The organism is Brevundimonas vesicularis (assembly GCF_032067225.1).
GTDB classification, from domain to species: domain Bacteria; phylum Pseudomonadota; class Alphaproteobacteria; order Caulobacterales; family Caulobacteraceae; genus Brevundimonas; species Brevundimonas vesicularis_F.
In genome coordinates this window covers 20,869-34,108 of the sequence record NZ_DAMBJX010000018.1, presented here as the reverse complement: position 1 = coordinate 34,108, position 13,240 = coordinate 20,869, and the positions used below count along the sequence as shown (strand labels likewise).

Genomic DNA, 13,240 nt, shown 5'->3' with positions numbered 1-13,240 from the left:
AGCTGAGTAATCGGTTGCCCCTAGGTAAGTATAAGTGCGTAACGGGGGTGAGCTCATGATGTCGAAGATGCGAATTCCGAGAAAGCTGCGGCTTTCCTTCATCCTGATCTGCGTCTCGGCGGCGATCATGATGGCGGTCTTTTTCGCCACGATCATGATGATCCGCGCGTCCATCGAGAGCAACAATCTCAGCCGCACGATCGAGGCGCAGGCGATGTCGCTGGAAACCGCGATCCTGCGTCAGAACAGCCAGTTTCGAGGCTTTCTGGTCACCGGCGACGAGACCTATCTGAAATCCTACTACGAAGGGCGCGACGAGTTCGACAAGGTGGTCGTCGAGTTGAATGGTCAGCTGGGCGACGCCGAAAAGCAGGCCCTGCTCGAAAAATCGCGCCTTGCCACCCTGGCCTGGAGAGCCGATTGGGGTGATCGCATGATCGCCGAGGTTCGCGCCGGCAAGCGCGAGCAGGCCCAGCAAGACGTGCGAGACGCGGGCAAGAAGGTGCTGGTCAGCGACGCCGTCCTGCCTCTGCGCGATCTGCGCGAGGCCGAAGCCGCGGTCACCGAGAAAAATCTGGAACGTCAGCAGGCTGCGATCGTCACCGCGATCATCGCCCTGATTGTCGGCGGCATCGCCCTGATTACGATCGCCATGGTGCTGTCGGCCATGCTCAGCCGCATGATCGCGCGCCCGATCACGGTCCTGACCGAGGCCATGGGCCAACTGGCAAAGGGCGACAACGACATCGTCGTGGACGCCAGCCATGCCGACGAACTGGGCGACATGGCGCGCGCGGTCCTGGTGTTCCGCGACACGGCTCTGGCCAAGGCCGAGGCGGAACGGGCCAAGGCGGCCGCCGATCTGGCCAAGGACGCGGCCGAGCGTGAGAAGATCGTCGCCGACGCCGCGCAACGTCATGTCGTCGAGGAGCTCGACACAGCTCTGGAGGCCTTGGCCGCCGGCGATCTGACCCACACCATTCGCACGCCGTTCGCTCCGGAGTATGAGCGCCTGCGCACGGCCTTCAACGTGGCGGTGCAGGGCCTGGAAGAAAGCCTGGCCAGCGTCGCCGGTTCGGCCCAAAGCGTTCGACTGGGCGCCACGCAGATCTGCTCGGCGTCCGAAACCCTGTCGTTGCGAACCGAACAGCAGGCGTCCAGCCTGCAGCAAACCACCACCGCCACCAACCACGTCACCGACATGGTCGGCGACACGGCGCGCAGCGCGGCCAACGCCCGCAATGCCATCACCCTGGCCAATGGCGACGCCGCGGACGGTCGCGTGATCGTTGAAGAAGCGATCGTCGCCATGGACGCCATCAAGGCCGGATCTCAGGAGATCGGCGAGATCATCAACATGATCGACGCCATCGCCTTGCAGACCAATCTTCTGGCCTTGAACGCCGGCGTCGAGGCCGCGAGAGCGGGCGATGCCGGACGCGGTTTCGCCGTTGTCGCCGGCGAGGTGCGCGAACTGGCCAAGCGCACCGTCGACGCCGCCAAAGACATCAAGCAACTGATCAGCAAGTCGTCGGACGAGGTTCGGCTGGGCGTCGATCGGGTCGGCGAAACGAGCGAGATGCTGGCGCGGGTCGTGTCCAAGATCGGCGACGCCAACACCCTAATCGTGGACATCGCGCAAGGGGCGCATGTCCAGTCCGAGAACCTGAAGCAGGTCAACAGCGCCGTCGGCAGCATGGACCGCATGACCCAGCAGAACGCCGCCATGGCGGAAGAGGCGACGGCGGCCGCGCGCATCCTGGCGACCGAAGCCGATGAGCTGGCGACCCTGGTTTCCAGATTCCGGCTGAATACGACGGCCTCGGCCTCGGCCGCGCCGGCGCCTCGCCGAGATACCGCGTCCGCCCCCAGGTCGGCACCAAAGGTCATCCGCACGGTTGGTGCGCTCGCCCTGTCGAGCGAAGCGGCCGATGACGATTGGAACGAGTTTTAAGATATCGATCCAGTTGAGTGTAGAAGAAATCGGCGCTCCAATCTGAACTTCGTAAGCGCCGTTATGTCAGTATTAATCCGTATTCTGGCATTATAAATCATCAAACACATCCGTGTTCTATTGATAACAGCCATGCAAGAAACTGCATGGAAGAATTTCCGAACGAAAATCAGTTGTCCAGTCTCTGTACTGCAAGACAACGCCTTGGAGGCTTCCTTGAAATCCCTGTACCTCACGGCTGCGTTTGCGCCGCTTATCCTCGCCATGCCTGCTCATGCGCAGACGCAGCCTGCGCCGCAGCGCCAGACGGCCTGGGAGGCCAGCCGGACGCGGGCCAATGACGACGTGATCGTGACGGGCGTAGCCAAGGCGCGCGACAGGCTGGACAGCGCGACCTCCACCAGCTCGATCAACGATGTCGAGATCGCCAAAATCGGCGCCTATTCCATCAACGACCTGTTCCGCACCATCCCAGGCATTCGCGCCGAGGCCAGCACGGGCGAGACCAACGGCAACTATACGATCCGTGGCCTGCCGATGGTCAGCACCGGCGCGAAGTATCTGCAGTTCCAGGAAGACGGTCTGCCGGTTCTGGAGTTCGGCGACATCCTGGCGCTGACGTCCGACTATTTCATGCGCTACGACTTCAACGTCGGCCAGATCGAGTCCATCCGCGGCGGGTCGTCCTCGACCTTCGCATCGAACGCGCCGGGCGGCGTGATCAACCTGATCTCTCAGACGGGTGAGGTCGAAGGCGGCTCGGTCCAGGTGTCTTCGGGCCTGGATTACGACACCTATCGCGGCGACTTCAGCTATGGCGGTCACCTGAGCGACACCGTGCGCTTCCATGTGGGCGGCTTCTATCGCGAGGGCGAAGGGCCGCGCGACGCCGGCTTCACGGGCAACAAGGGCGGCCAGATCAAGGCCAATATCACCAAGACCTTCGACGGCGGCTTCGTACGTCTGTACGGCAAGATCCTGGATGACACCGTCATCGCCTATGGGCCGACGCCTTTGCTGGTGTCCGGCACGAACGACGATCCCAACTACAGCGACGTTCCGAACTTCTCGATGACGCGCGACACCCTGACGTCGCGCAACACCACCGTCTTCCCGTTGCTGGACGGCGAAAACAACCTGAAGCGCGTCAATCTGCAGGACGGCAATCAGGTTCAGGTGCGCGCGCTGGGCTTCCAGACCCGCTTCAACCTGCACGGCTGGACGATTTCCGAGCACATGCGCTACGCGCAGCAATCGGGCGATCAGTCGTTCAACTACCCGCTGGCCGTGGTGCCGGCGGCCCAGGCGCCGCTGGCGTTCGGCCGTCGTCCCGGAACCCTGGCCTATGCCACGGGACCGCGCGCCGGTCAGGCGATCACCAGCCCGACGACCCTGAACGGCAACGGCCTGCTGGCCTATTCGACCATGGTCCACACCGACATCGACAGCCTGGATAACTTCACCAACGATCTGCGCGCCAACCGCGTCTGGAAGATCGGCGGCGGCGACCTGACGACCACCGTTGGCGTCTATTCGGCCCAGCAGGATCTGAAGTTCGATCGCCAGTACATCCCGTTCCTTCAGGATGTCGTGGGCGGCGGAAACTCGGCCCTGGTCGATATCTTTAATACGAACGGCACGCCCCGCACGCAGGACGGCGTCGTCAACTTCTTCGGACCCTCGGGCGCCGGGTCCAACTCGCGCACCGATGTGACCTACAAGGTGCTGGCGCCCTATGCATCGCTGAACTACCGGCTGGGCAAGCTGGCGCTGGGCGGATCGATCCGTTTCGACAGCGGCGACGTCAGCGGCCGCACGGTGGCCAACGGCCTGACCGACGTCCGCACCATCGACGTGGACAACGACGGCGTCATCTCGGAAGCCGAGCGCACCTTCGCCTTTGCGCCGGCGGCCAGCGCCACCCCGATCGACTACGACTACGACTATGTTTCGTATTCGCTCAGCGCCAACTACCGCGTCTCGGACAGCTTCTCGACCTTCGCTCGTTACAGCGAGGGCGCGCGCGCCGCAGCGGACAAGATCCTGCGTTCGCCGGCCATCAGCAATCTCGATGGCGACCTGCTGCAGGCTGACGCGGCCTATGATCCGGTGAACCAGGCCGAGATCGGCATGAAGTATCGCGCCAACGGCCTGTTCGCCAACGTCACGGGCTTCTGGGCCGAGGTCAGCGAGACCAATCAGCAGATCCGCGCGGATGCCGGCGGCGTCACTCGTCTGGTGCTGGTCCAGCGCAGCTACGAGGCCAAGGGCGCCGAATTCGAGGCCGGCGTGCGTCACGGTCCGTTCAGCCTGACCGGCAGCGCCACCGTCACCAGCGCCGAGATCACCAAGGCCGAGGACGCGGCCCTGGTCGGCAACTCGCCGCGCCGTCAGGCCGACCTGATCTTCCAGGTCATGCCGCAGTACGAGACGGACCTGTTCACGGTCGGCGCCAGCGTGGTCGGCACGACCGAGAGCTATACGCAGGACGTCAACCAGCTGAAGATGCCTGGCTACGCAACCGTCAACGCCTTCGTCCAGGTGCGCCCCATCGACCGCGTCGTGCTGTCGCTGACCGCCAACAACCTGTTCGACGAAACCGCCCTGACGGAAGTGTCGGCCGACAGTCTGCCCACCAGCGGCGTGGTCCTGGCCCAGGCGCTGCCTGGCCGCACCGTCACCGCGGCCGTGCGCTTCTACTTCTGATGCAAGGGAGGCTTCCGGGCGCGAGCCCGGAAGCCTGTTCCTTCGGGAGCTAGATCCAGTGACAACGGGCGGCGTTGTTGAGGAGGCGGGCGGATTCGAAGATCAGGTGATCGGCGGAAAGGGGTTTGGGGATGACGACGTCGGCGCCGGCGCGCGAGGCCAAGTCGCGATGGTTGGACGAGGCGTTGGCGGTCAGCATGGCGATCGGGAGCCTGTTGACCTCCCGTTGCTGTTCGCCTCTGCGGATGCTGCGGATGGCCTCGACGCCGTCCATGACCGGCATCTGCATGTCCATCATGATCAGGTCGTAGGCGTGCGCCGACCACAGATCGACGGCTTCCTGGCCATTTTCGGCGACATCGATCTGACAGCCGAAGCCGCTGAGGAGCGCCTGGACGACCTGCTGGTTGACGAGATTGTCCTCCGCCAAGAGGATCCGCGCGCCATAGAGTCGATCCAGCGCCTCCACATGGCTCTCGCTTTCGCGGGTGATCTCGCCGCTCGGATCCATCGGCAAGTCGAGAACGAAGAGCGTTCCCCGACCGGGCTTTGAACGCACCCTGAGGCCGCCGCTCATCAGCTCCGCCAGACGACGACTGATGGAGAGGCCAAGGCCCGTGCCGCCGAACCGCCGCGCGATGGAATCGTCGGCCTGGCTGAACGGCGAGAACAGCAGTTTGGCTGTTGATCGATCAAAACCCATGCCGGTATCGGCGACGCGGATGCGAAGACGCCGGGACGGTCTCGAGTAGCGCGCATCCACCAGCACCTGACCGACTGCAGTGAACTTGATGGCGTTGGAGACCAGGTTCAGCACGATCTGACGCAGACGGGCCCCGTCCCCCATCAGATGAGGCGGAAGACCGTCGAATCGGGAGATCAGCTGAAGTCCCTTTTCGCTGGCCAGCGGCCGCATCAGATCCACCGCGCCGGAAATGGTGTCGGACGGCGCAAAGGGTTCGTTGACCAGGTTCATCTCGCCGGCCTGGATTTTGGACAGGTCCAGCACATCGTCCAGGATGCGCCTCAACGTCTCGCCGGACTTGATGATCAGATCGACCTTTTGACGGGCATCGTCGGGCAGGTCGGCGCCTGACAGGGACTGCGCCAGGCCCAGGACGCCGTTCAACGGCGTACGAACCTCATGGCTCATCGTCGCGAGGAAGGTGTCGCGCAGCGCGGCGGCGCGTTCGGCGACGAGCCGCGCTTCCGAAAGGGCCTCCAGAGCCAGCACATGTTCGGTCACCTCGAAACGGATGGCCGTGTAAGACGCCGGACCCTCGGGACCGCTGAGCGCCGGCACGATAGTCGTATCGACCCAATAGAGGCTGCCGTCCTTGCGACGGTTCCGCAACGTGCCGGTCCACACCTTGCCGCTGCGGATCGTGCGATACAGATCCTGAAAGAAGGCCTTGGAATGCAGGCCGGAATTCACGATCCGATGGGTCGAGCCGATCAACTCTTCTCGGCTGTAACCGCTGACTGCGACGAACTTCTCGTTGCAGTCGGTGATGACCCCATGTCGATCGGTCGTCACCAAGATGGCGGCGACTTCGAGCGCCCTTCGAAGTTCAGCATCAAGCGCGCCTCCCGTGCTCATCCCCAGCGATCGGGTCGCCGTGACAGGGTGGGCGGGATGTCTTTTGACCGACGCCATCGGCTCTTTCCGGTTGTTGCCTCACCCACTCTGTTCCCAAAGGCTTGCGCGGCAATCTAAGATTGGGCCGGGATGAAATGATTTCCTTCTGGATGCGCTGTTAGGGGTTCGGTAGCCCTAAGGGTTGACCTTCGTCTATCTTGCAGGTTGCGGCCAATCCTGTCACACCGGGCCTATGGGTGTTCGGGGGACGATGGATGAGTTCACCGTGCGGGAGTTCGATGATCCCGCGATGGCGCTCTATGCGCTCGACACCGCCTTGCTCGAACTCGATCGCCAGCTTGATCGCGTCCTGCGCGCCGATGGTCAAAGCAATGCCGCCGTCCGCGCCTTGAGCCTGATTGCCGGCGAGGGCCGTCGCGGTGTCAAACAATGCGCCCTGGGATCGACGCTTCAGGCGCCGCCAGCCTCGCTGTCGCGTCTGGTTGATCATCTGGTTCGCGCAGATCTCGTCAAGCGTTCGCCCCATCCGAACGACCGGCGTGTCACCATGCTGGAAATCACCGAGGCAGGCCGCGCTGTTCTTGAAGATCGGCGGTCCCAATACGGTCGCCTGGCCAGACTTTTGACCAGCGAGGGGCTGAAGACCGCCGCCCAGCTGATCCCTTTGCTGCAGGCCATGGCGAAGGACGTCGGTCATACCGCGACCTGACGTCAGACCGGCCCGAAGAATGCTTCCGCTGTGAAACAGTTTACAGGCTAAAGAGACTTCAACCGGCCCTTAGACCGAACCTCGTCCAACTGACCGCCATGCAAGGGGGCCGTCATGTCGGACGCAATGAATTTGGACCAAAGACTTCGCTTCTTGAAGCTGGACAAGGCCGCGAGGTCTCGTCTCGCCGACGCCAGACCCGTCATCGAGGCGGCGCTTCAGCCCAGCCTTGAAGCCTTTTACGCCCAGGTTCGTGCGACGCCGGAAGTGGCCCGCTTCTTCGGTGTTGAAAGCCAGATCGCTGGAGCTAAGGACGCCCAGGCGCGACACTGGGGCCTGATCGCCTCAGGCGCCTTTGATCCGGCCTATGTCGAGGGCGTGCGCCGCATCGGCCAGACCCACGCCCGCATCGGCCTGGAGCCGCGCTGGTATATCGGCGGCTACGCCCTGGTCCTGGAAGGGCTGATCGAGGCGATCGTCACATCCCACGCCAAGACGCGGTCGCTGTTTTCGAAGCGCGATGACGGCAAGGCTTTGGCGGCGACACTGGCCAGTGTGGTGAAGGCCGCCATGCTCGACATGGATTTCGTCATTTCGCTGTATCTGGAAGCCGCCGAGACCAAGCGCCTGGAGGCGGACCAGAAGCGCGCAGAGGCCGAGGCCGAACAGACGCGGGTGGTGGAGGATACGGCGGCGGCTCTGGCGGCCCTGGCGCAGGGCGACCTGCGAACCCGCATCGCGTCCGACTTCACCGGCGGCTATGCGCGCCTGAAGACCGACTTTAACACCGCCATGCAGCGTCTGGACGACGCCATGGCCGAGATCGCCGGCAATACGGGCGCCATGCAGCTGGGCGCCGCCGAAATCAGCGAAGCGGCCGACGACCTGTCGCGGCGCACCGAGCATCAGGCGGCGACGCTGGAGGAAACGGCGGCCGCGCTGGACGAGATCACCGCCACGGTGAAGCGGGCGGCCGAAGGCGCCAGTCGCGCCGCCGCGGTCGTCGAAACCTCGCGTCAATCCGCCGAGCAGTCGCGCGAGGTGGTCAGCCGCGCCGTCGAGGCCATGACCGCGATCGAACAGTCGTCGTCGCAGATCAACCAGATCATCGGCGTCATCGACGAGATCGCTTTCCAGACCAATTTGCTGGCCTTGAACGCCGGCGTCGAGGCCGCGCGCGCGGGTGACGCGGGACGAGGGTTTGCCGTGGTGGCCTCCGAGGTTCGGGCCCTGGCGCAGCGCTCCGCAGAGGCGGCCAAGGAGATCAAGTCGCTGATCACCACCTCGTCCGTCCAGGTGAAGTCCGGCGTCACCCTGGTCGCGGAAACGGGCGACGCCCTGTCGTCCATCGTCAAGCGCGTCGCCGAGATCGACGAGTTGATGAACGAGATTACGGCCTCGACGCGCGAGCAGTCGACGGCGCTGGAAGAGGTCAACACCGCCGTCAACCAGATGGACCAGGTGACCCAGCAGAACGCCGCCATGGTCGAACAGTCGACGGCGGCCAGCCACAGCCTGACCTCTGAAAGCCGTCAGTTGTCGGATCTGGTCCAGCGCTTCAGCCTGACACGCGAAACCGCGCTGAGCAGCCGAGCCCTCGCCGCCCCGGCGCCACGCAAGCCAAATGCGACCCGCCCCACGCGTCAGGCCGCCCTGCGATCCTCCAGCTCAGCCGCCCTGGCCGTCGTTGAGGAGGCGGACACAGCGGACTGGGAGGAGTTCTGAGATGAGCGAAGGAAGCGCGAGCTACCGGATGACCTTGGCCTGCGGACGGCTTCTGATGCTCGACGAGATCAACGCGCTGACGTCGCGCTGGAACGAAGCCCTGGCCGCCAGCCAGACCGACGAACAGACGTTCCAGACCATATCGATCGCCTGGCGCGACATGGGCGCCTTCATCAGCCGCGCCGTCTTTCAAAACGCCGCCGACGTCCGCCGACTATCGCTGGAACACCGCTGCCAAAGCGCCGGCAACGACAATGGCTAGCGGACGGGGCTCCCTATTCGGCTGCGACCACGACGGCCGGTCGGCGTGACATCAGCACGATCATCAGCAGACCAAGGGCGGACGCGCCGGCGCCGGCCAGAGCAACGGCTGGGTAGCCGAGGCCGCCGGCGATGACGGCACCGCCCAGAGCGGCCCCGATGGCGTTGCCGAGATTGAAGGCGCCGATGTTGACGGCCGAAGCCAGGTTCGGGGCGTCACGCGCTGCATCCATCACACGAACCTGAAGCGGCGGCACGAGCGCGAAGCTGGCGATCCCCCACAGGAATACGAGAACGGCGCTTACGTTGGCCAAAGGCATGGCCACGGCGAAGATCAGCAGGACGAGCGACAGGCCGGCGAGGGTGACGATCAGCGTGCGATCGACGGAACGGTCAGCAAACTTGCCTCCCACCCAGTTGCCGACGGTCAGCCCCAGCCCATAGAGAACGAGCATCGCGGTGACGAAACCCAGCGACGCACCGGTCTGTTCGCGCAGGATCGGCGTGATGTAGGTGAAGACGGTGAACATGGCGCTCGAGCCGATAACGGTCAGGGCCAAGGCCGACAGGACACGTCTGCGGCCAAGCACGCGCAGTTCAGCCAACATGTCGCCGGCGGCAGGTGCGGCGGCTTTCGGCAGGGTTAAGGCGAGGGCCGCCATCACTATGACGCCGATCATCGCAATGCCCCAGAAGCTGGCCCGCCATCCCAAGGTTTCCCCAGCCCAGGTGGCCAGAGGCACGCCCACGACATTGGCGATGGTCAGGCCCATAAACATGGCAGCCACCGCCCCGGCCTTGCGGTCCGGCGGCACCAGCCCGGCGGCGACAATGGCGCCGACGCCAAAGAAGGCACCATGGTTCAGCGACGTGATGATCCGCGCCATCATCAGCTGGGCGTAGTTGTCAGCCAGCGCAGACAGCGCATTGCCAACCGTGAAGATGCCGGCGAGACCGATGAGCAGGGTGCGGCGCGGAACGCGGCCCGTAGCCAGGGTCATCAAGGGCGCGCCCAAGACGACGCCCAGAGCATAGGCGCTGATCAGCAAACCAGCCGATGGAATAGAGACGCCCAGATCGGTCGCGATGACTGGCAACAGCCCCATGGGGGCGAACTCGGTGACGCCGATACCGAACGCGCCGGCGGCGAGCGCCAGCAGGGGAGGGTTGAGTTTCATAGGATGGAAATCCGCAGATCAACAAGACTTGCGCACAGATGGACGCGGTCGTGCCCTGGGGTTAGGCCTTCCGAAAGCGAAGGATTTTTGAAATGCACGCAAAAGCGCCGTCAGCGGGCGCGGATCGCGCCCGCGACATGGAGGTGTTCGCGGCCGTGGCTGTGGCCGGCAGCTTTTCAGCCGCAGGTCGCGTTCTTGGGCTGACGCCATCGGCGGTAAGCCGAACGATCGATCGGATCGAGGCGCGACTGGGTGTGCGGCTCGTTCTGAGGACAACCCGCGCCTTGACGTTGACGGTCGAGGGCCAGGCCTATCTCAGCGCCGCACGGAGAATTGTCGCCGACCTGGACGAAGCCGAGCAGTCCATCTCGGACCAGGGCGCGCCGCAGGGACGTTTAAGGGTTAGCGCATCCCTGGCGCACGGTCGGCAGGTGGTCGTGCCACTGATCGGCGCGTTCGTGGCGCGCTACCCGCAAATCCTCGTCGATATCAATCTGACGGATACGGTCGTGGATGTCGCGGCCGGACAGGCCGATGTCGCCATTCGCTTCGGACCGTTACTGGACAGTCCGCTGACGGCGCGACGGCTGGGTGAGACAGGGCGAACGATCGTGGCGTCGCCGGCCTATCTCGCGCGTCGCGGCGTGCCGCACGTGCCAGAGGACCTGCACCACCATGACTGTCTGAACTTCAACTTCCGAAGATTGGAGCCCGTGTGGCCTTTTCGACGGGACGGTCGTGACTATGCTCTGACGGTTCGCGGCCCGGTGGAAGCGAATAATGGCGAGAGCCTGACGCAACTTGCGCTGGCCGGCGTCGGCGTAACGCGCGTGGGCAACTTCAGCGTCGCCGACGCCATCGCGAAGGGTGAGCTCGTGCCGCTGCTTGAGGATTTCAATCCTGGCGATCGTGAGCCCATCCATGCCGTCTTTGTCGGCGGCGCGAGCGTGCCCGCTCGCATGCGGGTGTTCGTCGACTTCTTGGTCGATCGACTGCGGCCACGGTCGGTTGCAAGGGACGCGACCGAAGTCGCCCCTGGTGCTGAAACGGGTGATCGCGGCAATTCGTCGTAGAAATGATCCGTGCGGAACCGTCACCGCTGGCTTGGCTTTTTCCTTTCACGGGGATCATCAAATCTGGGATGGGGCGGATGACAGGGGCGGGGGTACAGATTTGAGTTGGACGCCGTATTGCGGACCCGCGCCGGCTTTCGGCGAGTGGCGCTGGAATCTTGATCCGATCTTGCTGGCCGTCCTCGTTGCAGCTGCGGGCGTGGTCCTGTGGCGGTTGGAAGGGCGGCGGCGCGGCTATGGCCTGGCGGCCGTCGCGGTATTGGCCGTTGGATTTGTCTCCCCGCTGTGCGCCCTCAGTTCGGCGCTGTTCTCGGCGCGGACGGTGCATCATGTGCTGTTGGTCGGCGTCGCCGCGCCCTTGCTGGCGGCGGCCCTGCCTATGAGACGATATGGGTCGCTGATCCTGGCGACGGCGGTGCAGGCGGTGGTGTTCTGGGCTTGGCATGCGCCCGACGCCTATGGCGCCGCCCTGTCGAACGATGCGGTCTATTGGGTGATGCAGATCAGTCTGCTGGCGAGCGCCGTCTGGTTCTGGTGCGCGGTGCGGTCGGCGTCTGCACCGGCGGCGGTGATCGCCCTGTTGGCGGCCATGCTGGCGATGGGGCTGCTTGGTGCGGTGCTGACCTTTGCGGGGCAGGCGGTTTATGCGCCCCATGCCTATTCGACCCTGGCCTGGGGCCTGACGCCGCTGGAGGATCAGCAGGCGGCCGGGCTGATCATGTGGGCGCCGGCGGCGGCGCTGTATCTGTTCGCCGCCCTGTGGCGGCTGGGGCGGATGATCGGCCCTGACGCCGAGGCGCATCCGGCATGATCGAAAGACTGTTCAGGCAGCTGCTGGAATGGGCGGCGGGTCACCATGACGAGGGCCGCTATTCGCCAGTCGGCATCGGCTTTCATTGGGTGATGGCGGGGCTGGTGATCTTCCAACTCGGCTGGGGCTGGTGGATGGGGCGGCAGCCGGTGGGCGGGGCCATGATGGCCGCCTACGACCTGCATTTTGCGATCGGCGTGCTGATGCTGATCCTGGTGATCGGCCGACTGTCATGGCGACTGCTGGCGCCCGACCTGATCAATGATGCGGACAAGCCGGGTTGGGAGAGCATGGCCGCCCATGTGACCCACTATGTCTTCTACATCTGCCTGTTCGGCCTGCCGCTGTCGGGCTGGGCCATGGTTTCGGCGACGGATCGGACGCGTCAGCTGGAGACGTTGGGCTTCATCAAATGGCCGCTGCTGCCGCTGCAAGATCTGTCGAACACCCAGCTATGGGCGATCGAGGCGGCGGCGGAATGGATGCACTGGGGACTGGTCATCACCCTACTGCTGATGATCCCGATCCACGCCGGCGCGGCGCTCAAGCACCATCTGATCGATAGGGACGACGTGTTTCACGCGATGCTGCCGGTCGTGCCGCAGCTTCGACCGAAGCGGACCCGGTGGCAGCGGCGCTGGCGCGCGCTGGAGAAGCGGGTTGCGTCGACAGCCAGAACGCTATGGCGCGGGCTTCTGGGTCCGAAAGCGATTTGACGGCGGCGGCCATCACGCCGCGCGGGTCGTTGCGGCGTTTGCCTGCTTTCCAGCGGTCGATCTGTTCCAGCGTGTAGGCGGCGGGCTGACCCGCGATCTGCGGGTTGCCGCCTTGGCCCGAGCCTTGACCCCGGTCGCCGTGACATGAGGCGCAGGCGACGATGCCGCGCGAAGGGTCGCCGTTCAGATAGATGTCGGGCGCAGGCGCCATCGACGCGGGCGTTTGCGTCGGCGGCGCGGGCAGGGCGGCGTAGTAGGCGGCGACCTCGCGTCGGCCCTGCTGGTCCAAGGCCTTGGCGATGCGGGTCATGGCGTCGTCGGGACGAAGGCCCGATGCATAGTCTTCCAACTGCTTCTGCAGATAGCCGGCGTCCAAACCCGCCAGGCGCGGGGCGGCGACCCCGTCCCCGCCGCCGTCCAGGCCGTGACAGGTGAAGCAGGCGTTGGCCGCCCCGCCGGCGCCGCCGCTCATGGCGATGACCTGACCGTTCGCCGTGAAGGTGCGAT

10 protein-coding genes and 1 pseudogene are annotated in these 13,240 nt (G+C 64.8%); 8 read left to right on the top strand and 3 right to left on the bottom strand.

What is annotated here, in order from left to right:
- Positions 1-67: 67 nt before the first annotated feature.
- On the top strand, positions 68-1,954 hold the full coding sequence (locus RT123_RS06490) for a methyl-accepting chemotaxis protein (protein WP_313008417.1): 1,887 nt from the start codon (positions 68-70) through the stop codon (positions 1,952-1,954).
- A 216-nt stretch (positions 1,955-2,170) separates the two neighbouring features.
- Positions 2,171-4,660 (top strand): TonB-dependent receptor domain-containing protein, encoded by a 2,490-nt coding sequence (locus RT123_RS06485; RefSeq protein WP_313008416.1) that lies wholly within the window; start codon positions 2,171-2,173, stop codon positions 4,658-4,660.
- Positions 4,661-4,709: 49 nt separating this feature from the next.
- On the opposite strand, the gene RT123_RS06480 is transcribed toward RT123_RS06485, so the two are convergent.
- Positions 4,710-6,260 carry an ATP-binding protein gene (locus tag RT123_RS06480; RefSeq protein WP_313008415.1) on the bottom strand — a complete coding sequence of 517 codons (1,551 nt, stop codon included), beginning with the start codon at positions 6,258-6,260 and terminating at the stop codon, positions 4,710-4,712.
- A gap of 181 nt (positions 6,261-6,441) precedes the next feature.
- Here RT123_RS06480 and RT123_RS06475 point away from each other — a divergent pair, with 181 nt between their 5' ends.
- From RT123_RS06475 to RT123_RS06465, 3 genes are all read left to right on the top strand, one after another.
- Entirely contained in the window at positions 6,442-6,969 is a 528-nt protein-coding gene (locus RT123_RS06475; RefSeq protein ID WP_313008414.1) for a MarR family winged helix-turn-helix transcriptional regulator, read from the top strand.
- Between the two features lie 153 nt (positions 6,970-7,122).
- Positions 7,123-8,694 carry a globin-coupled sensor protein gene (locus RT123_RS06470; protein ID WP_409514893.1) on the top strand — a complete coding sequence of 524 codons (1,572 nt, stop codon included), beginning with the start codon at positions 7,123-7,125 and terminating at the stop codon, positions 8,692-8,694.
- 1 nt (position 8,695) lies between these two features.
- Positions 8,696-8,956: a hypothetical protein gene (locus tag RT123_RS06465; RefSeq protein WP_313008412.1), complete on the top strand. Its 261-nt coding sequence runs from the start codon at positions 8,696-8,698 to the stop codon at positions 8,954-8,956.
- A gap of 13 nt (positions 8,957-8,969) precedes the next feature.
- On the opposite strand, the gene RT123_RS06460 is transcribed toward RT123_RS06465, so the two are convergent.
- The gene (locus RT123_RS06460) at positions 8,970-10,133 is read right to left on the bottom strand and encodes an MFS transporter (RefSeq protein ID WP_313008411.1); all 1,164 of its coding nucleotides are present in this window, start codon (positions 10,131-10,133) and stop codon (positions 8,970-8,972) included.
- A 137-nt stretch (positions 10,134-10,270) separates the two neighbouring features.
- Here RT123_RS06460 and RT123_RS06455 point away from each other — a divergent pair, with 137 nt between their 5' ends.
- The 3 genes from RT123_RS06455 (at position 10,271) to RT123_RS06445 (ending at position 12,733) form a co-directional block, all read left to right on the top strand.
- A complete protein-coding gene (locus RT123_RS06455) occupies positions 10,271-11,206 on the top strand; it encodes a LysR family transcriptional regulator (protein WP_313008410.1) in 936 nt (311 codons plus the stop codon).
- Positions 11,207-11,375: 169 nt separating this feature from the next.
- Positions 11,376-12,017 (top strand): cytochrome c oxidase assembly protein, encoded by a 642-nt coding sequence (locus tag RT123_RS06450; RefSeq protein WP_313008409.1) that lies wholly within the window; start codon positions 11,376-11,378, stop codon positions 12,015-12,017.
- Positions 12,014-12,733 carry a cytochrome b gene (locus tag RT123_RS06445; protein ID WP_284876606.1) on the top strand — a complete coding sequence of 240 codons (720 nt, stop codon included), beginning with the start codon at positions 12,014-12,016 and terminating at the stop codon, positions 12,731-12,733. The genes RT123_RS06450 and RT123_RS06445 overlap by 4 nt, the downstream gene beginning before the upstream one ends.
- A 7-nt stretch (positions 12,734-12,740) precedes the next feature.
- On the opposite strand, the pseudogene RT123_RS06440 reads toward RT123_RS06445, so the two are convergent.
- Positions 12,741-13,205, bottom strand: a pseudogene (locus RT123_RS06440) (c-type cytochrome); the annotation flags it as partial.
- Positions 13,206-13,240 lie beyond the last annotated feature (35 nt).

Excerpts from the sequence above, each read along its gene's own strand:
- RT123_RS06490 (WP_313008417.1), top strand. The coding sequence starts at position 68 with ATGCGAATTCCGAGAAAGCTGCGGCTTTCCTTCATCCTGATCTGCGTC.
- RT123_RS06480 (WP_313008415.1), bottom strand. The coding sequence starts at position 6,260 with ATGAGCACGGGAGGCGCGCTTGATGCTGAACTTCGAAGGGCGCTCGAA.
- RT123_RS06465 (WP_313008412.1), top strand. The coding sequence starts at position 8,696 with ATGAGCGAAGGAAGCGCGAGCTACCGGATGACCTTGGCCTGCGGACGG.
- RT123_RS06460 (WP_313008411.1), bottom strand. The coding sequence starts at position 10,133 with ATGAAACTCAACCCTCCCCTGCTGGCGCTCGCCGCCGGCGCGTTCGGT.
- RT123_RS06455 (WP_313008410.1), top strand. The coding sequence starts at position 10,271 with ATGGAGGTGTTCGCGGCCGTGGCTGTGGCCGGCAGCTTTTCAGCCGCA.
- RT123_RS06445 (WP_284876606.1), top strand. The coding sequence starts at position 12,014 with ATGATCGAAAGACTGTTCAGGCAGCTGCTGGAATGGGCGGCGGGTCAC.